General features: G+C 70.4%; 19 protein-coding genes. 4 read left to right on the top strand and 15 right to left on the bottom strand.

Translation table 11 applies throughout. The features are described from left to right. Positions 1-28 precede the first annotated feature (28 nt). The 6 genes from IG08_RS0139705 to IG08_RS0139680 all read right to left on the bottom strand — a co-directional run bounded on the left by IG08_RS0139705 (position 29) and on the right by IG08_RS0139680 (position 5,627). Positions 29-613 carry a hypothetical protein gene (locus tag IG08_RS0139705; protein ID WP_030614748.1) on the bottom strand — a complete coding sequence of 195 codons (585 nt, stop codon included), beginning with the start codon at positions 611-613 and terminating at the stop codon, positions 29-31. After that, positions 610-1,758 carry an ROK family glucokinase gene (locus IG08_RS0139700; protein WP_030614745.1) on the bottom strand — a complete coding sequence of 383 codons (1,149 nt, stop codon included), beginning with the start codon at positions 1,756-1,758 and terminating at the stop codon, positions 610-612. The genes IG08_RS0139705 and IG08_RS0139700 overlap by 4 nt, the downstream gene beginning before the upstream one ends. Before the next feature lie 115 nt (positions 1,759-1,873). Further along, the gene (locus IG08_RS0139695) at positions 1,874-2,674 is read right to left on the bottom strand and encodes an ATP-binding cassette domain-containing protein (RefSeq protein WP_078655919.1); all 801 of its coding nucleotides are present in this window, start codon (positions 2,672-2,674) and stop codon (positions 1,874-1,876) included. Further along, positions 2,641-3,687 (bottom strand): ABC transporter permease, encoded by a 1,047-nt coding sequence (locus IG08_RS0139690; RefSeq protein WP_030614740.1) that lies wholly within the window; start codon positions 3,685-3,687, stop codon positions 2,641-2,643. The genes IG08_RS0139695 and IG08_RS0139690 overlap by 34 nt, the downstream gene beginning before the upstream one ends. Continuing rightward, positions 3,684-4,688 (bottom strand): sugar ABC transporter substrate-binding protein, encoded by a 1,005-nt coding sequence (locus IG08_RS0139685; RefSeq protein ID WP_030614736.1) that lies wholly within the window; start codon positions 4,686-4,688, stop codon positions 3,684-3,686. Before IG08_RS0139685 ends, IG08_RS0139690 begins: the two co-directional genes overlap by 4 nt. A 201-nt stretch (positions 4,689-4,889) precedes the next feature. Then, positions 4,890-5,627: a GntR family transcriptional regulator gene (locus IG08_RS0139680; RefSeq protein ID WP_106981115.1), complete on the bottom strand. Its 738-nt coding sequence runs from the start codon at positions 5,625-5,627 to the stop codon at positions 4,890-4,892. Positions 5,628-5,757: 130 nt separating this feature from the next. Here IG08_RS0139680 and IG08_RS0139675 point away from each other — a divergent pair, with 130 nt between their 5' ends. Continuing rightward, on the top strand, positions 5,758-6,780 hold the full coding sequence (locus IG08_RS0139675) for a Gfo/Idh/MocA family protein (RefSeq protein WP_030614730.1): 1,023 nt from the start codon (positions 5,758-5,760) through the stop codon (positions 6,778-6,780). Between the two features lie 82 nt (positions 6,781-6,862). Here the strand turns inward: IG08_RS0139675 and IG08_RS0139670 are convergent, their stop codons facing one another. The 3 genes from IG08_RS0139670 to IG08_RS0139660 form a co-directional block, all read right to left on the bottom strand. Beyond that, complete coding sequence (locus IG08_RS0139670; protein ID WP_030614727.1) at positions 6,863-8,047, bottom strand: cytochrome P450 family protein; 1,185 nt, start codon at positions 8,045-8,047, stop codon at positions 6,863-6,865. A gap of 226 nt (positions 8,048-8,273) precedes the next feature. Then, positions 8,274-8,954, bottom strand: a complete 681-nt coding sequence (locus tag IG08_RS0139665) for a response regulator transcription factor (RefSeq protein ID WP_030614724.1) — start codon at positions 8,952-8,954, stop codon at positions 8,274-8,276. Between the two features lie 92 nt (positions 8,955-9,046). Then, positions 9,047-10,306, bottom strand: coding sequence for a sensor histidine kinase (locus IG08_RS0139660; protein ID WP_030614721.1), 1,260 nt, complete (start codon positions 10,304-10,306; stop codon positions 9,047-9,049). Positions 10,307-10,475: 169 nt separating this feature from the next. Here IG08_RS0139660 and IG08_RS0139655 point away from each other — a divergent pair, with 169 nt between their 5' ends. Beyond that, the gene (locus IG08_RS0139655; protein WP_030614718.1) at positions 10,476-10,676 is read left to right on the top strand and encodes a hypothetical protein; all 201 of its coding nucleotides are present in this window, start codon (positions 10,476-10,478) and stop codon (positions 10,674-10,676) included. Positions 10,677-10,747: 71 nt separating this feature from the next. Here the strand turns inward: IG08_RS0139655 and IG08_RS0139650 are convergent, their stop codons facing one another. The 3 genes from IG08_RS0139650 to IG08_RS0139640 form a co-directional block, all read right to left on the bottom strand. After that, entirely contained in the window at positions 10,748-11,137 is a 390-nt protein-coding gene (locus IG08_RS0139650; protein WP_030614715.1) for a guanyl-specific ribonuclease, read from the bottom strand. Positions 11,138-11,279: 142 nt separating this feature from the next. After that, complete coding sequence (locus IG08_RS0139645; protein WP_030614711.1) at positions 11,280-11,906, bottom strand: dihydrofolate reductase family protein; 627 nt, start codon at positions 11,904-11,906, stop codon at positions 11,280-11,282. Between the two features lie 74 nt (positions 11,907-11,980). Next, positions 11,981-12,790: an AIM24 family protein gene (locus IG08_RS0139640; RefSeq protein WP_030614708.1), complete on the bottom strand. Its 810-nt coding sequence runs from the start codon at positions 12,788-12,790 to the stop codon at positions 11,981-11,983. A gap of 100 nt (positions 12,791-12,890) precedes the next feature. Here IG08_RS0139640 and IG08_RS0139635 point away from each other — a divergent pair, with 100 nt between their 5' ends. Continuing rightward, on the top strand, positions 12,891-13,664 hold the full coding sequence (locus tag IG08_RS0139635) for an SDR family oxidoreductase (RefSeq protein ID WP_030614705.1): 774 nt from the start codon (positions 12,891-12,893) through the stop codon (positions 13,662-13,664). A 211-nt stretch (positions 13,665-13,875) separates the two neighbouring features. Here IG08_RS0139635 and alc read toward each other — a convergent pair whose 3' ends face one another. Next, positions 13,876-14,991: an allantoicase gene (alc, locus tag IG08_RS0139630; RefSeq protein WP_030614703.1), complete on the bottom strand. Its 1,116-nt coding sequence runs from the start codon at positions 14,989-14,991 to the stop codon at positions 13,876-13,878. A gap of 48 nt (positions 14,992-15,039) precedes the next feature. Continuing rightward, positions 15,040-16,377, bottom strand: a complete 1,338-nt coding sequence (gene allB, locus IG08_RS0139625) for an allantoinase AllB (protein ID WP_030614700.1) — start codon at positions 16,375-16,377, stop codon at positions 15,040-15,042. Between the two features lie 251 nt (positions 16,378-16,628). On the opposite strand from allB, the gene IG08_RS0139620 reads away from it, so the two are divergent. Next, positions 16,629-17,426: an IclR family transcriptional regulator gene (locus tag IG08_RS0139620; RefSeq protein WP_030614697.1), complete on the top strand. Its 798-nt coding sequence runs from the start codon at positions 16,629-16,631 to the stop codon at positions 17,424-17,426. Between the two features lies 1 nt (position 17,427). Here IG08_RS0139620 and IG08_RS0139615 read toward each other — a convergent pair whose 3' ends face one another. Beyond that, entirely contained in the window at positions 17,428-17,715 is a 288-nt protein-coding gene (locus IG08_RS0139615; RefSeq protein ID WP_030614694.1) for a DUF5955 family protein, read from the bottom strand. Positions 17,716-17,904: the final 189 nt, after the last annotated feature.

Below are 17,904 nucleotides of genomic sequence, written 5' to 3'. Positions count from 1 at the left end.
CGACCGGCCGAGGCCCGCCACATCTCCTCTAAGGAACCGTGCGCGAGACGACGTACACCATCGGGAAGGCCGGATTGGCCAGGTTCACGACGACGTCCTGGGTCGGCGCCGGGTCCTTCTGCTTGTGGACGAAGCCCCACCACTGCCCGGGGCCGGCGAACGACCAGCCGGTGATCTTCTGGTCACGGGCGCCGATGCTGATGTCGCCCTTTTTCAGGTCGGTGCGGCTGACGCCCATGCCCGTGAGGAAGGTGTCCAGGCCCGCGTTCGTCGTCCGGAACTGGACGTAGAGGCGGCTGGTCCTCCAGTTGTTGGTCTCGTAGTAGGCGATCAGGTCCGCCGGGTGCGGGACCGGCACCTGGTAGAGACGGCGCTGCACCTTGGACGGCCAGCCTGCGGTGAGGCCGGTCGCCGAGTACTTCTCCTCCTTGTCCTTGCCGCTGTTGCGGCTCTGGTTGGCGGAGATCACCAAATAGCCGGCCGGGACGCCGATGAGCAGGCCGATGATGAGCAGGGTGATCGCCCTGCGTCGGATCTTGTGGCGGCGGTCCTCGGTCGGCCGGGGCGGCTCGTCCGGGGACGTCGAGGCCTGGCGCGGCAGGGACGCCGTCACAGGGACTCCCGGGTGGTGCGGCGGGACTCCGCGTACTTCTCGTAGCGCTCGTACCGCTCCACCCGACGGCGCTTGGCACGGCGGAAGCGGCGGGCGACCAGGCGGGCGAGGTCGGCGGCGCCGACCATGCCGGCCTCGGGGCCGAGCTGGGCGCGGACGATGCGGGCCTCGGGGCGGTAGCCGCGGCCGGTCAGCTGGCGCCTGAAGGCGTCCCGCGCCGGGCCGATCAGGAGATCGTCGGCCGCGGAGACACCGCCGCCGATCACGAAGCACGAGGGGTCCAGTGCGGCCGCCAGGTTGGCGATGCCGACACCGAGCCACTGGCCGATGTCCTGGAGCAGCTCGATGCACATGGCGTCGCCCTCGCGGGCCAGCTCGGTGATCATCGGCCCGGTGATCTCGGCGATGTTGCCCTTGACGTGCTCGATGATCCCGTACGCCACCGGGGAGTCGGCCGCGGCCAGTTCGCGCGCCTCCCTGACCAGTGCGTTGCCCGAGCTGTACTGCTCCCAGCAGCCGCGGTTGCCGCACGGGCAGCGGTGGCCGCCGGGCACGACCTGCATATGGCCGAACTCGCCGGCGACGCCGTACTTGCCGCGCTTGACCTGACCGTCCTCCAGGATCGCGCCGCCGATGCCGGTGCCCAGCGTGATCATGACGAGGTGGTCCTCGCCGCGGCCGGCGCCGAAGCGCCACTCGGCCCAGGCCGCGGTGTTGGCGTCGTTGTCGACGAGGACGGGGACGGAGAGCCTGCTCGTGATGCGGTCCCTGAGGGGCTCGTTGCGCCACGACAGGTGGGGCGCGAACAGGACGCGGTTGCGGTCGGCGTCGACCCAGCCGGCCGCGCCGATGCCGACCGCGTGCACGTCGTGGCGGTCGGAGAGGTCCAGGACCAGTTCGACGATGGTGTCCTCGACGACCTTGGGGCTCTTGGACTTGTCCGGCGTCTCCGTGCGGACCTTCTCCAGGATGTTGCCGTCGGCGTCGACGACGCCCGCCATCACCTTTGTGCCGCCGATGTCGATGCCGACCGTGGGCACGCGGGGGGCCGTGAGGTGCGAGCGGCGCTCCCTCGTACCGACCGTGCGGAGCGCTGGGGCGCGGCGGGAGCCGATGGGGGCGCTGAAGTTGCCGTAGGTGCTCATCGGGGCCGATTCTGCCGCACGCGCGGGGGCGCTGCCGAACGGGGGAGCAAAGGGGGTGCGCGATGTTTGCCGGGTGCGGGTGCGTGGGGGCTGGTCGCGCAGTTCCCCGCGCCCCTTAGGTCCGCTGCAGTTCATGGCGTAGATCGTCCAGCTCATTTCCGCCTGCCATTTGGCGTGTCAGCTCGTCCAGGGTGATCTGGTCACGTGTGTGGTTGCCTACCATCGTCCCTCGCTTCAGGAGGACAAAACGATCGCCCACCATGTACGCGTGATGCGGGTTGTGGGTGATGAACACGACTCCCAGGCCCTGATCGCGTGCGGCTGCTACGTACTTCAGGACCACGCCCGACTGCTTCACGCCCAGGGCTGCCGTCGGCTCGTCCAGGACCAGGACCTTCGCTCCGAAGTAGACCGCCCTCGCGATCGCCACGCACTGGCGTTCGCCGCCCGAGAGGGTGCCGATGGGCTGGTCCACGTCTCGTAGGTCGATGCCCATTCTCAGGAGTTCGGCGTGGGTGGTCTTCTTCATGAAGTCGACGTCCATGCGCTTGAAGGGGCCGGGGCCCTTGCGTGGTTCGGAGCCGAGGAAGAAGTTTCGCCAGACCGGCATGAGCGGTACGACGGCCAGGTCCTGGTAGACCGTGGCGATGCCGCGGTCCAGGGCCTCGCGCGGGGAGGACAGCTTCGCCTCCTCGCCGTCGAGACGAAGGACACCGCCGTCGTGTTGGTGCAGTCCCGCAATGATCTTGATCAATGTTGACTTGCCCGCACCGTTGTCGCCCAGGACGCAGGTGATCTCCCCTGCGTGGACCTCCAGGGAGACGCCCTCGAGGGCGCGGATGTTGCCGTAGTGCTTGCTGACGTCGGTCAGCTCGACGAGCGTCACTTGGTCGCCTCCGCGCGCTTGCGGACCCAGGCGTTGAGCAGGGTCGCGAGGAGCAGCATCGCTCCGAGGAAGAACTTGAACCAGTCGGGGTTCCACTCGGCGAAGACGATGCCCTTGCTGGTCATGCCGAAGATGAACGCGCCGACCGCCGAGCCGATCGCGCTGCCGTAGCCGCCGGTGATCAGACAGCCGCCGATGACGGCAGCGATGATGTAGATCAACTCGTTGCCGACGCCCTCGCCTGACTGGACGACGTCGTACGAGAAGAGCAGGTGCTGACCGGAGATCCAGGCGCCGAACGCCACGCCCATGTAGAGGCCGACCTTGGTCTTCGTCACGGGGACGCCGACCGCGCGGGCCGCGTCCTGGTTGCCGCCGACGGCGAAGATCCAGTTGCCGGCGCGGGTGCGCAGGAGGATCCAGGAGGCCACCGCGACCAGGCCGAACCACCACAGGATCGTGATCTTGACGTTGACGTCGCCGATCGTCAACGTCGACGCGAAGACGTCTTGCGCGCTCGGGAAGCCCTCCATGTCGGAGATCGACTTCGTCGAGACCGTGCCGTCGATCAACTTGGTGAACCCGAGATTCAACCCGGTCAACATCAGGAACGTGCCGAGCGTGATGATGAAGCTCGGCAGCTTGGTGCGGGTGAGCATGAGGCCGTTGAAGGCGCCGATGGCGAGGGTGACCAGCAGGGACACGCCCACGCCGACCCAGGTGTTGGCGGTCATCTGGTAGCTGAACATCGACGACACGAGCGCGGACGTCGTCACCAGGACGCCTGCCGACAGGTCGAACTCGCCGCCGATCATCAGCAGGGCGACCGGGACCGCCATGATGCCGATCGTCGAGGAGGCGTAGAGGACCGTGTTCAGGCTCGCTGCGCGCAGGAAGCCGTCGGCGACGAGGGCGAAGAAGACGAAGACCGCGATCGCGCCGACCACCGAGCCGAGTTCGGGGCGGCCCAGCAGCTTGCGCAGGGGCGAGGTCTCGAGGAGCCGTTCGTCGGCGGAGGCGGAGGCGGAGGCGGTGGCGCTCATCGGGTGCCCCGCTCGGTGTACTCCTCCAGGGCGGCCGCCTGGTCCTTGGTGATGATCTGCGGGCCGGTGAGGACCGGCTTGCCGCCGCCGAGGACGTCGTCGTTGTACTTGTACAGCCACAGCAGGTCGACGGCCTCGTAGCCCTGGAGGTACGGCTGCTGGTCGACGGCGAAGCCGAGGGTGCCGACCTTGAGTTCGGCGGCCGCCTTGGCGTTGAGGTCGAAGGTGTCGATCTCGGCCTTGCTGCCCGCGTCCTGCTTGGCCTTCACCGCGGTGTCGGCGTACGGGGCACCGAGGGTGACGACCGTGTCGATCGACTTGTCGGCCTGGAGCTTGGCGCTGATCGCGGACTGCACGTCCGGCATGCTCGTGCCGTTGACGTAGAGGTTCTCGACCGTGCCGTCGAAGGTCTCCTTGACGCCGGCGCAGCGCTGTTCGTGGCCGACGTTGCCCTGCTCGTGCAGGACGCAGATCGCCTTCTTGCGGCCGCGGTCGTTGAGTTCGTCGCCGACCGCCTGGCCGGCAATGGTCTCGTCCTGGCCGATGTGGGCGAGGGCGCCGAACTCCTTGGACTCCTCCGAGCCCGAGTTCAGTGTGATCACGGGGATGCCGGCCTTCTCGGCTCGGGCTACCGCGGCCTTCATCGCGTCGGGCTTGGCGAGCGTGACGATGATGCCGTCGACCTTCTTGTCCACGGCCGCGTCCACGAGCTGCGCCTGCTGCTGGGCCTCGTCGTCGTGGGAGTACAGGAAGTCGATGTTGTCCTTGACCGCCGCCTGCTCGGCGCCGCTCTGGACGATGTCCCAGAAGCTGTCGCCGTCGCCCGAGTGGGTGATCATCGCAAAGGTCCAGCGGGGCGTGTTCACCGCCGCCTTCCCCTGGGCCGACGCGGCCTCGCGGGCGTCCTCGGCGCGCTTGCCGCCGGTGCTGCTGCAGCCGGCCAGGGACACGGAGAGTGCCCCTGCCAGCGCGATTCCTGCCAAGGTCCTCAAACGTGCCACGAGGCCGTGCCCTTCTTGCTGTGTTCTGACGTGCGCAAGGGGCTGATGACCTTGTTGACCTCACCAGCCCCAAACGTCCCATTCTTGAACACAGGGGTCGTACAGCCCGTGACCGGGGAGCGCGAGACGGTCGCATTGTCCTGACATTGCGACGAACCGGAGCCCCGGCTTCAGGGTCGTACGAGGGCCTTCAAAAGACCTTCAGGGGCGTACGAGGAGCTGGAACTCGAAGGAGTAGCGGGTCGGGCGGTAGATGTGGTCGCCGAACTCCACCGCACGGCCCGTGTCGTCGAAGGTCGTGCGCTGCATGGTGAGCAGCGGGGCGCCCGCCTCCTCGGCAAGCCGCTCGGCCTCGGCGGCGGTGGCCGCGCGGGCGCCGATGGACTGGCGGGCGCTGTGCAGGGTGATCCCCGCGGCGCGCATCATGCGGTACAGGCCGGTGGCCTCCAGCTGCGCGGTGTCCAGGTCGAAGAGCCCGGGCGGCAGGTAGTTGCACAGATACGCCATCGGCTCGCCGTGCGCGAGCCGCAGCCGTTCCACCCGGTGCACGTCGCTGTCCTCGGCGACGCCGAGTGCGGCGGCGACCTCCGCGGTCGCCCGGACGACGGCGTTGACCAGGACCTTCGTCGCCGGACGCTGACCGGCCGCCTCCAGGTCGTCGTAGAGGCTGCTGAGCTCCAGGGGGCGTTTGACCTGGCTGTGCACGACCTGCGTGCCGACGCCGCGGCGGCGCACGAGCAGACCCTTGTCGACGAGCGACTGGATGGCCTGGCGGACCGTGGGCCGGGAGAGGCCGAGCCGGGCGGCCAGCTCGATCTCGTTGCCCAGCAGGCTGCCGGGGGTGAGGTTTCCGTGTTCGATCGCGGCCTCGAGCTGCTGGGACAGCTGGAAGTACAAGGGCACCGGACTGCTCCGGTCCACACTGAGCTCGAGCGTCACGGTCGGGTCCACTCCTGGTTTCGGCACGGGGCCGAGCGTAGCTCCGTGAGTTGTTGACGGGAAGTCGTGTAGTTCGATTGTCCGGACATACGCATTGACAGCGTGGGGGCCTTACCCACATTTTGTTCACATGCGCATCGGGGTCATCGGTACAGGCCGCATCGGCACCATTCATGCGAACACGCTGAGCCGTCATCGGGAGGTCGGTTCGCTGATCCTCACGGACGCGGACCCCTCGCGGGCCCAGGAGCTCGCCAACCGCCTGGGAGAGACGGCCGCGCCGGGGGTGGACGAGATCTTCAAGTGGGGCGTGGACGCCGTGGTGATCACGACGGCCACGTCGGCGCACGCCGAACTCATCGGCCGGGCGGCGCGCTCGGGGCTCCCCGTGTTCTGCGAGAAGCCCATAGCGCTCGACCTGCCCGGCACGCTGCAGGCGATCGCCGAGGTGGAGACGGCCGGGACGGTCCTGCAGATGGGCTTCCAGCGCCGCTTCGACGCGGGCTACACGGGGGCGCGGGAGGCGGTGCGCTCGGGGCGGCTCGGGCGGCTGCACACCGTCCGGGCGCTGACGTCCGACCAGGCGCCGCCGGCGGCCGCGTGGCTGCCGCTGTCCGGCGGGCTGTACCGGGACACCCTGATCCACGACTTCGACGTCCTGCGCTGGGTGACGGGGCGCGAGGTGGTCGACGTGTACGCGGCCGGGTCCGACGCCGGTCCGGCGATGTTCCGGGCGGCGGGTGACGTGGACACAGGAGCGGTGCTGCTCACGCTCGACGACGGGACGCTCGCCACGGCCACGGCCACGCGGCTGAACGGGGCGGGCTACGACGTCCGGATGGAGCTGGCCGGGGAACTGGACCAGATCGTGGTCGGGCTGGACGACCGTACGCCGATCGCGTCCACGGAGCCGACGGGGCCGCCGGCGGCGTCCAAGCCGTGGACCGGGTTCCTGGAGCGGTTCGGGCCTGCGTACGAGGCTGAACTGGCCGCGTTCGTCGAGGTCGTCCGGGGGGAGCGGGCGAACCCGTGCGACGGGCGTGAGGCGTTGCAGGCGCTGCGGATCGCGGAGGCGTGTGAGGTGTCCCGGCGGGAGCGGCGCGCTGTGCGGCTGGCGGAGCTCCCGGGAGGTGCCGGAGCCGCGGTGCTGTGAAAGGGCTCCGCTCCCTGGACCCCGGGACCGTTGCCCACCCGCCGCCCGTCTCGGTCGGCCAGGAAGTGGACCTCGACCAGACCTACCAACGCACCGGCAGGCTCCGCACCCCCCTCATCAGCATCCCCGGCAGCCACTCACCGGGTGGGCCGTCCAGGCTCAGATTCGGGGCGCGCTCCAGCAGCGACCGGATCGCCGTGCGGGCTTCCAGTCGGGCCAAGGGCGCACCGACGCAGTAGTGGATGCCGTGGCCGAAGGCGACATGCCCCCGGGTGTCGCGGTGGATGTCGAAGCGGTCGGGGGCGGAATGGCGGGCCGCGTCGCGGTCGGCCGCGGTGAGGCAGACCATCACCGGGTCGCCCGCCTCCATCCGGGTGCCGGCGATCTCCAGGGGCTCGGCGGCGTACCGGAAGGTCGCGTTCTGCACCGGGCCCTCGTAGCGCAGCATCTCCTCGACCGCGCCGTCCATCAGGCTCATGTCGGCGCGCAGGGCGGCGAGTTGGTCGGGGTGGGTGAGCAGGGCGTGGACGCCGCTGGTGATGAGGTTGACCGTCGTCTCGTGGCCGGCGATCAGCAGGATGAAGGCCATGCCGCGCAGTTCCTGCGGGGACAGGCGGTCGCCGTCCTCGGCCGTCGTGCGGATCAGGTCGCTGAGCAGGTCGTCGCTCGGTCCGGCGCACCGCTTGTCCTCGATCAACTCCTTGAGGTACTCGGCGAGTCGCACATAGGCGTCGTACACACTGTCCGGGCTGGTGGGTGCCACCACTTCCGTCGACAGCTTCCGGAACTCCGCGCGATCCATCTCGGGCACGCCGAGGAGTTCGCAGATCACAGTGATCGGCAGCGGGTAGGACAGCGACTCCACCAGGTCGGCCCGGCCGAGCGGCAGCATGGCGTCGAGCAGGTCGTCGGTGATCTGCTGGACCCTCGGCCGTAGTGCCTCCACCCGCCGCATGGTGAAGGCGCGCGAGACCAGCCCCCGCAGGCGGGTGTGCTCGGGCGGGTCGGCGCTCAGCAGATGCCTGCCGATCAGGTCGTCGTCGAGGAACGCCTCCCCGATCTTGCTGCCGTCCTTGGACAGGCGGGGGTCGGCGAGCGCCGCGCGCGCCTCCTCGTACCCGACGACGAGCCAGGTCCAGTAGTCGGCGCGGGAACCGGGCGGCCGTACTCGATGCACGGGGCCCTGCTCACGGAGGCGCGCGTACACCGGATGCGGGTCCGTGCGGAACGCGTCGCCGTACTCCCCCAGGTCGATCACTTCTGTCATCGCCGTCCCCTCCCCCGGTTCCCTCTCGCACTGACAACGCCCGGCATCCACCGCTAGTGCCCGTCCGGCGGATCAGGCCGGCGGTAAGAAGCGGCGCCCGTCGGCAACCCGGGCGGGGTCTGGTGCGTGCGGCTGCAGGGCGGAGGTGAGAGTGACGCAGAGCGTCGGCGACCAACGACAACGCGTGCCAGACCCCGCGACGCCGGCATGACCCGCCGGACGGGCGCTAGTGCCCGTCTTCCTCCGTCTCCTCCAACAGTCCCGCGTCGTACGCCAACAGGGCGATCTGCACACGGTTGTTGAGGTCGAGCTTGGCCAGGATGCGGGAGACGTGGGTCTTGACGGTGGCGACGCTCATGAAGAGGGCGGCGGAGATCTCGGCGTTGGACAGGCCCCGGCCGACCTCCACGGCGACCTCGCGTTCGCGGTCGTTGAGGGCGGTGATGCGTTCACGCGCGCGTGCTCGTCGTGTGTCGGCGGCGGTGCCGGCCGCGTGCTCCATCAGTTGACGGGTGACGGTGGGCGACAGGACGGGGTCGCCGGCCGCGACCCGGCGGACCGCGTCGAGGATCTCCGCGGGCGGGGTGTCCTTGAGGACGAACCCGGCGGCGCCCGCGCGCAGGGCGCGCAGCACCTGCTCGTCCGCGTGGAAGGTCGTCAGGACGACGACCTGCGGGGCGTCCTTGCGGCCGCGCAGTCGCTCCGTGGCCGCGAGGCCGTCCACCGCGGGCATGCGGATGTCCATGAGGACGACGTCCGGGCGGGTGCGGTCGACGACCGCCTCGACCTCGCTGCCGTCCGCCGCCTCGCCGACGATCTCGATGTCGTCGGCGCCGCCCATCATCAGGGACAGGCCGGCCCTCACCAGCGGGTCGTCGTCGACGAGGAGCAGTCTGATGGCAGTCATGGGCTCACGTAATCACGCTTGGGGCGGGTGAGTTGCGCAAGCCGCGGCGGCCGGCGTCCCGAACACCCCGGAGGGCAGCGCCAGTTCGTGGGTCATCCCCACGGCAGCCAGGCCCGGACCCGGAACGCCCCGTCCTCCTCCGGCCCGTGCTCCAGCCGACCTCCGGCCAGCATCGCGCGTTCGCCCAGGCCGATCAGGCCCTGGCCGGAACCGGGGACGTGCGGCACCTCGCCCTCGGGTGCGGGGTTGCGTACGGAGACGACGAGGCCCTCGCCCGGGGCACCGGTGACGGTCACCGTGACCTCCGTGCCGGGGGCGTGCTTGCGGGCGTTGGTCAGGCACTCCTGGGCGATGCGGTAGGCGGTGCGGCCGACGGAGCTGGGGACGGCGGCGGGGTCGGTGACGCGGTTGTCGAGGGTGACCTTCATGCCGGCCTCGCGGGATTCGGCGACCAGCGTGTCCAGCGCCGGGAGCGTCGGCTGGGGGCGGCCCGCCTCGTCCGGCTCGCCCGCCCTGAGGACGCCGATGATCTCCCGCAGGTCCTGGAGGGCCTCGTGCGCGCTCTCCCGGATGACTCCGGCCGCCCGCGCGATCTCCTCCCCGGGTGCGTCCGGCCGGAACTCCAGGGCACCCGCGTGCACGCTCAGCAGCGTCAGCCGGTGCGCGAGGACGTCGTGCATCTCGCGGGCGATGGCCTCGCGCGCGAGCCGCTGCGCCTGCTCGGCACGCAGCCGAGCCTCGGTCTCCGCGCGCCGGGTGCGGTCGCGCAGACTCAGCATGAGCTGTCGCTTGGACCGCACGAACATGCCCCAGCCGACCACCGCCGCGGTCAGCAGCCCGAAGAGGGCGACCGCGACGAGGTACGGCAGCTCGGGGTCGGGGCGCAGCCAGAAGTAGACCGGGGTCAGCGCGACGGAGATACCGCCCACCCAGGCCACGTACCGGAAGGGGCGGTGCACGGCGAGTGTGAACAGGGCGATCAGGCAGGCGCCGCCGGCGGTGTCGGAAACCAACCCGACGGGGATCGTCGCGACGGCCAGCCCGACCGGCCAGCGGCGGCGCAGCCACACGGCCGCGCAGGCCAGCGCGCCGAGCAGCTGGTCGACGACGGCGAGGTCGTGCGAGACGTGCGGGTTGTCGGTCAGCGCGTCCGCTCCGGCTATGCCGACCAGCACGGCCAGCAGGAAGCAGGAGAAGTCGACGATCCAGTCGCGCGCGGTGCGCCGGGGCCGCCGGCCGGGTCGTCCGGTGTCCGGGGCGAACTCGTGGATCACGGCGGACGGCATCAGCCAGCGCCGGCCGGGGAAGGCGGGCGGCTCGGGCACCGTCTCGTCAACACTCACGGTCGACAAATCTACGCAGTGAGGGCCCGCCGCACCTCTCTGTGCCCGCGATCGGCGACCAAAGTCGCACTGCCCGAGACTTTCGACGCGATCGGCCCGGCACGCTCGATGCTTTCGCGGGACGGGGCTCGCCCCGCGGCCGATGTCTGTGGGGGGTCCGCGGGGCGAGAGTCTTCCCATGAAGCAGTTGCTGGAGCTGATCGGTTTCCTCGCCCTGGTACAGGGCGTCATGGGGCTGCTGCACGAGTTCGCCGACTGGCACATCGGTTTCGTACAGCGGATCGGTTTTCTCGACGGCTACGAGGTCTACGCGAGCGTCGCCCTCATCGTGCTGGCGTTCGCGCTGTTCGCCGCCGCCGGGAGCCGGAGGTCCGGCTGAACGCGGACCGGACCTCCGGCGGTCGCACGGTTCCTCAGGTCACCTCGGCGGGCGACCGTGAACGGCTCGGCTCAGCAGCCGTAGTCGACCAGGTCGAACGACTCGTAGTGGTCGGCCGTGTAGTAGTCCTCCTGAGCCTCCTCGCCCGTCACGATGCGCTTGGCTCCGCGCGTAGACGAACCAGGAGTGATGACCGTGTACTCGTGGTAGTACCCGGTCGACTGGGAGGGCAGGATGCCTTCCCGGTTCTGGAAGACGGTGCCGTCCTGGGAGTACGGGTAGGGACCGCCGGCCTCGATCAGCTCGAGGGTGTCGTACGCCTGGGAGGGCAGGTCGCTGTAGCAGATGCTGCCGACCGCGGCGGCCGCCGGGGTGGCGGTGGCGACGGTGCCGCCGACGAGGAGGGCGGACAGTACGGCGGCTGCGGCGCCGATGCGGGTGATTCGTGGGGGGAATCTCATGACCACATGATGACGCGCGTAGACAGTGGCATGTCAATGACAACTCCGGAGATTTTCCCGTCAAGTCCGATGAGTTTTCGCGAAGTTAACCTGCCGCCCGGCGCCTTTACGAAACGGCCGGACGGCAGGACCGCAGGTCGGGCTAGGCGTTCTCGGGCAGTTCGTAGGTGCCGTACTCCGGGCGGCCCGCGCGGTCGTACGACTGGATGGAGACGCCCGTCGAAGTGATCAGCCCGCCGGTGCGTTTGAAGGCGGTGGGCACCGAGCCCTGGACGAAGAGGCGGCGGCCCGCGCCGAGCACGACCGGGAAGGTCAACAGGTGGATCGTGTCGATCAGGTCCAGTGCCAGCAGGGACTGTACGAGCGCGCCGCTGCCGTGCAGCTGGACCTCGCCGTCGGTGCGCTCCTTGAGGGCGGTGACCTCCTTCGCGAGGTCGCCGCTGATCACGGTGGTGCCGGCCCACTCGGGGTCGGTGAGGGTCGACGAGACGACGTACTTCGGCAGGGCGTTGAGCTTCGAGGCGACGGGGTCGGCCGGATCGGTCACCTTCGGCCAGAACGCGGCGAAGATGTCGTACGTACGGCGGCCGAGCAGGAACGCGTCGACGCTGCCGAAGACCTCGGTGACGAACCGACCGAAGTCCTCGTCGTTGTACGGGACGGTCCAGCCGCCCTGGTCGAAGCCGTCCCGGGGGTCCTCCTGGGGGCCGCCGGGTGCCTGGTAGACGCCGTCGAGGCTGACGAAGATCTGGGAGACGAGCTTGCCCATGAGGGGTGCCTTCTCTCTCGGGTGGGGTCTGTTGCCATCAGCTCAGACCCCACCGACACCCGCAACTCATCGGTTCAGCCGGCGTGCGTCGAGAAGAGACCGCCTGTCGGGCCCTGCTTGTCGCCGCCCTGGGCCTTCCTGAGGGCGTTGGCGAGGCTCTCGATGGTCAGGGACTGCAGGATGACGCGGCCGTTGCCCTCCAGGGTGGCCAGGGAGAGACCCTCGCCGCCGAAGACGGCGTTCATCAGGCCCTGGCGGTTCAGCCCGCCGACGCGCTGAACGCCGTACTGGATGCCCTCCTCGAAGGCGACGACGCAGCCCGTATCGACCTCGATACGGCCGCCGAAGTCGGCCGGGTCGAGGTCGATGAAGTTGCCGGCGCCGGCGATGATGACGGTGCCCCGACCGGTGAACTTCTCGAGGACGAAACCCTCGCCGCCGCTGCGGCCGGTCTTGCCGCCCTGGAAAGCGATGCCGAAGTCGACGGTGGACTCCGCGGCGACGAACGCGTCCTTCTCCGCGAACCACGCGCGCGTGCCGTCGAGTTCCAGGGCACGCATCTCGCCGGGCAGGACGCCCGCGAAGCCGACGGTGCCCTCGCCGCGGGTCGAGGTGAAGTACTGGAACGCCAGTGACTCGCCCGCGAGGGCGCGCTGGCCGACCTGCATGGCGGTGCCCATGGCCTGGCGCAGCATGCCGCCCATGCCGCCCTGGGGCTGCTGCTGTCCGTCGGCGTTCGACGGGCCGCTCAGGCGGGTCTCCATGGTCACGTTCGTCGTCTTGAAGAGGAACTTCCCGGCCTCGCAGTACACGGTCTGCCCCGGCTGCAGGCTGACGACCGCCATCTGCATGGCGTTGCCCACGATCTCTTGCTGAAGTGTCACGTGAAGAGAACGAGCGAGGCGGAGGGAAGGGTTCCGGTCGGTCGAGATCGGTGTCCGTCGGCCGCCAGCGCTTCGGCGCCGCGGGCGGTGGGATGGACGCATGACAACCACTGACGGAATCACTTGCGGCGCGTCTTACGGAACTCTGAACGGCAAGGTCGCCCTGGTCACCGGCGGCAGCCGCGGCATCGGCGCGGCGACGGCACTGCGGCTCGCCCAGGAGGGCGCGGACGTGGCCGTGACGTACGTGAACAGCAAGGAGGCGGCGGACGACGTCGTACGGGCCGTCGAGGCACTGGGGCGGCGGGCGATCGCCCTGCGTGCGGACTCCGCGGACGCGGAGGAGGCGGCGGGGGCGGTGGAGCGTACGGCGTCGATGCTCGGGGGCCGTCTCGACGTGCTGGTGAACAACGTGGGCGTGGGGCTGCTCGGGCCGCTGGAGAGCCTGTCGCTCGCGGACGTGGACCGGGTGCTCGCCGTGAACGTGCGCGGGGTGTTTCTGGCCTCCCAGGCAGCCGCCGGCCGGATGGGGAGCGGCGGTCGGATCATCACTGTCGGCACGTGCATGACGCAGCGGGTGCCGGGGCCCGGCGGGGCGCTCTACGCGATGAGCAAGTCGGCGCTGATCGGGCTGACCAAGGCGCTGGCCCGGGAGCTGGGGGCGCGCGGGATCACGGCGAACATCGTGCATCCGGGGCCGATCGACACGGATATGAATCCGGCGGACGGGGCGTATGCGGCGGGGCAGGCGGCGATGACGGCGGTGGGGCGGTTCGGGACGGTCGGGGAGGTGGCGGGGATGGTGGCGTACCTGGCGGGGGTGTCGTACGTCACGGGAGCGGAGTTCTCGGTGGACGGGGGGCATGCGGCGTGATGCCCGTGGGGTGTTTTCGCCCCCGCCGCCCCTTCCCGTCCCGACCTTGGGGGCTCCGCCCCCAAACCCCCGCTCCTCAAACGCCGGAGGGGCTGATCTCAGCCCGTCCGGCGTTTGAGGACGAGGCCGTTCAGGCCGAAAGCGGGGGTCTGGGGGCGCAGCCCCCAGGGACGGGACGGGTAGGGGCGGCGGGGGCGAGAAAAACCCGGCCTCAGCCGCCCAGTTCCTGGTGCCGTGCCGCCAGCCCCGCCGCACCGCCCTCCGTCAGCGAGCCGAACAGTCGCAGCCGCGAGATCCCCCCGTCCGGGAAGATGTCCACGCGCGCGTGCGTGCCGACCGCCGGGGCCGGGAGTACGAAGCGGTGGTTCGTGTCGGGCTGGAGGCGGGTGCGCGGGAGGATCTCCCTCCACTCACCGTCCTCGCCGTCCTGCACCGCCACCGACGCCCAGCCCGCGCTGTTCCCCTTCAGATACGCCGTGTCGATCTCGATCGCACGGATCTGGGACTGGGCCACCAGCCGGTAGCGGATCCAGTCGTTGCCCTGGTCGCGGCGGCGACGCGTCTCCCAGCCGTCGTCCATCTTGCGGGAGCGGCCCGGCTGGATGGTGTTGGACGCCGGGGAGTAGAAGAGGTTCGAGGCGTCCTCGGCCTGGCCGCCGTTCTCCAGGGCCACGACGTCGAAGGTGCCGAGGACCTCCAGCCACGTCGGGTCCGGGACCACCTCGCCGTACACCCGCAGGCGGGCGATGCCGCCGTCGGGGTGCTGGTTGACGCGCAGGTGCGTGAAGCGCTGTTCTACCGCCACCTCGAAGCCGTTGGCCGCGTGGCCGCCGACCGCGGTGCGCGGGACCAGCATCGTCCACTTGACGTCGTCGCCCAGCAGTTCCTCCGGGGACGGGGAACCGGGCACCGATGTGCCCTCGACCGACACCGCCTGCGGGTAGTTGCCGCGGAAGTGGGCCGTGTCGACGACGATCCCGCGGATCACGCCGGGCGCGCCGAGGCGGACCAGCGCCCAGTCGTGGTCCTCGGCCGTCGGCCAGGGGTGGTCGGCCGAGGCACCCCGCCGACGGCGTGTCTCCCAGCCGTCCATGATCTTGCCCTTGTGCCCGAAGTGCTCGGGGTCGAACTCGGCGCGCTCGGGGATCAGCAGGTTCTCGCGCTGGGCGAAGAACTCGTCGTTGGCGGCGATGACACCGGCGCCGAGCTGCCGGGCGGCGAGGTCGGCGTACTGGGTGAAGGGGAAGTCGGTGGTGCGGTAGTCCGCGTACGGGTCACCGCCTCCGTAGGGGTTCGCGTCGCCGGTGAAACTCGGAATCGCCGTCACGGGTATGTGCCTTTCGGGAGTCGGCCGCTGCGGGTGCGGAAATATGGATCAGTGGGCGCGCGTGAGCAGTTGGCCCTTCGGCTCCGTGAACTCGCCGTCCGCGACGATGCGTTGGCCGCGCAGCCACGTCGACTTCACGACGCCGTACAGGGTCCTGCCCGCGTACGCCGTGACGCGGTTGCGGTGCTGGAGGGCGGCCGGGTCGACGGTGAAGGTCTCGTCGGGCGCGAGGACCGCGAAGTCGGCGTCGCGGCCGGCCTCGATGGCGCCCTTCTGCCCGAGCCCCGCGAGGGCCGCCGTCCGCGCGGACATCCAGCGGACCACGTCCTCCAGACCGTGCCCCCGCTTCCGCGCCTCCGTCCACACCGCCGCCAGGCTCAACTGCAGGCCGGAGATGCCGCCCCAGGCGGTGGCGAAGTCGTCCGTCTTCAAGTCAGCCGTCGACGGCGAGTGGTCCGTGACCACGCAGTCGATCGTGCCGTCCGCCAGCGCCTGCCACAGCAGGTCCTGGTTGGCGGACTCACGGATGGGCGGGCAGCACTTGAACTCGCTTGCGCCGTCGGGGACTTCCTCGGCGGTGAGGGTGAGGTAGTGGGGGCAGGTCTCGACGGTGATGCGGACGCCCTCCGCCTTGGCGGCGGCGATCAGCGGCAGCGCGTCGGACGAGGACAGGTGGAGGACGTGCACGCGCGCGTCCAGCCTCTTCGCCTGGGCGATCAGCTGGGCGATCGCCGTGTCCTCGGCGTCGCGCGGACGCGAGGCCAGGAAGTCGGCGTACTTGGGGCCGCCCTGTTGCGGGGCGGCCTCCAGGTGGTGCGGGTCCTCGGCGTGCACGATCAGCAGGCCGCCGAAGGAGGCGATCTCGGCCAGGGACCGGCCGAGTTGGTCCTGGTCGAGGTGCGGGAACTCGTCGACGCCGGACGGCGACAGGAACGCCTTGAAGCCGAAGACGCCGGACTCGTGCAGCGGACGCAGGTCCTTGACGTTGTCGGGCAGGGCGCCGCCCCAGAAGCCGACGTCGATGTGGGCCTTGTCGGCGGCGACACCCTTCTTCGTACGGAGGTTGTCGACCGTCGTCGTCGGCGGAAGGGAGTTGAGGGGCATGTCGACGAGCGTGGTGATGCCGCCGGCCGCCGCCGCGCGGGTGGCGGTCCAGAAGCCCTCCCACTCGGTGCGGCCGGGGTCGTTGACGTGCACGTGGGTGTCGACCAGGCCGGGCAGCAGGACGTCGTCGCCGAAGTCCTCCAGGCGGGCACCCGACGGCACCTCGGCGTCGTACGGAAGTACGGCCGTGATCTTCCCGGCGGAGACCGCGACCGTTGCGCCGCGCGTCCCCTCCGGAGTGACGACGCGCGTCGAGCGCAGCACCAGTTCTACGTCGGACACCCGGACCCCTCTCTGTCGCCGTTTACTTCCGCGTAACGGAATTCAACGTTCTGTTGAAGGAGTCTTCACTCCCGCTTCCGTACCGTCAAGGGCACACTTGCCCGCAGGGATGCTTGGGCGCACACTCTGGACGTTTCCACAAAGCGGAATTAGAATTCCAGCAAGCAGAACGTAGCTACACACAAGCAGGGAGTCAACCGACTGGCGGGTAGGCTTCTGGCTCTTCCCGCCTGTCCCGAAAGGAACGCGCCGTGCCGACGTCCAGCGCCAGCACCACCGACTCCGCGAAATCCTCCAGTGGCGGAGTCCAGTCCCTCGAGCGTGCCTTCGACCTGCTCGAGCGGATGGCGGACGCGGGCGGCGAAGTCGGGCTGAGCGAGCTCTCCGCGAGCAGCGGGCTGCCGCTTCCCACCATCCACCGCCTCATGCGCACCCTGGTGGTCTGCGGGTACGTCCGTCAGCAGCCCAACCGCCGGTATGCGCTGGGCCCCCGGCTGATCCGCCTCGGCGAGTCCGCCTCCCGGCTGCTCGGCACCTGGGCGCGCCCCTACCTAGCCCGCCTGGTCGAGGAGACCGGCGAGACGGCGAACATGGCGCTGCTCGACGGCGACGAGATCGTGTACGTCGCACAGGTCCCGTCCAAGCACTCGATGCGCATGTTCACCGAGGTCGGCCGGCGCGTCCTGCCGCACTCCACGGGCGTCGGCAAGGCCCTTCTCGCCAACACCCCGGACGCCGAGGTGCGCGCCCTCCTCTCCCGTACCGGCATGCCCGCCGCGACGGAGAAGACGATCACCACCCCGGACGGCTTCCTCGCCGCCCTGGAGGACGTGCGGCGCCAGGGCTACGCCGTCGACGACAACGAACAGGAGATCGGCGTCCGCTGCCTCGCGGTCTCCGTCCCCAACTCCCCCACCGCCGCCGCCATTTCGATCTCCGGCCCGGCCGGCCGGGTCACGGAGACGGCCACGGACAAGATCGTGCCGGTGCTGCAGCAGGTGGCGGTGGAGCTGTCGGAGGCACTGGCGACCTCCACGCCCACGGCCTAGCTCACCTGCGCGGCGGTTCCCCGAACAGGTCCACCGCCGCGCGTACCTCCGTCAGGCCGCGGGACAGCGCGCTGACGGATCCGATCGCTCCCGCGATCAGCAGCAACGACCGGCGCAGGCGCGGGATTTCAGGGGCGCCGCCGATCGCCATCGCGGCCAGCGCCGCGAGTTCGTCCTCGGCGATGCCGCGGTCGGGGAACTCGGCCGGGTGCGCGGCGAGTTCGCGGCGCAACCGGGACACCGCGGTCCGCAGGCCCGCCACTCTCAGGTCCTCATCGCTGCCGGTCACTGGCCTCTGCCCCAAGCTCCGCAACACAGCTCTCCCCCTCGCACGCCGTCGTGCGCCGATACGTCGCGCTTTCCCGCCCACAACCCCCGTGGCGCTGGTCGGGCGCCGGGGGACGCGGGTCAGTAAACGCCACCCGATGGCGGATGCGCCACTGCGCGGACCGAAATTCAGCCCGTGGAAACCCGGCGC

This window comes from Streptomyces fulvoviolaceus (genome assembly GCF_000718165.1).
GTDB lineage: Bacteria > Actinomycetota > Actinomycetes > Streptomycetales > Streptomycetaceae > Streptomyces > Streptomyces fulvoviolaceus.
Note: the sequence above shows the minus strand (reverse complement) of the source record. Positions and strands in the feature narration are given on the sequence as shown.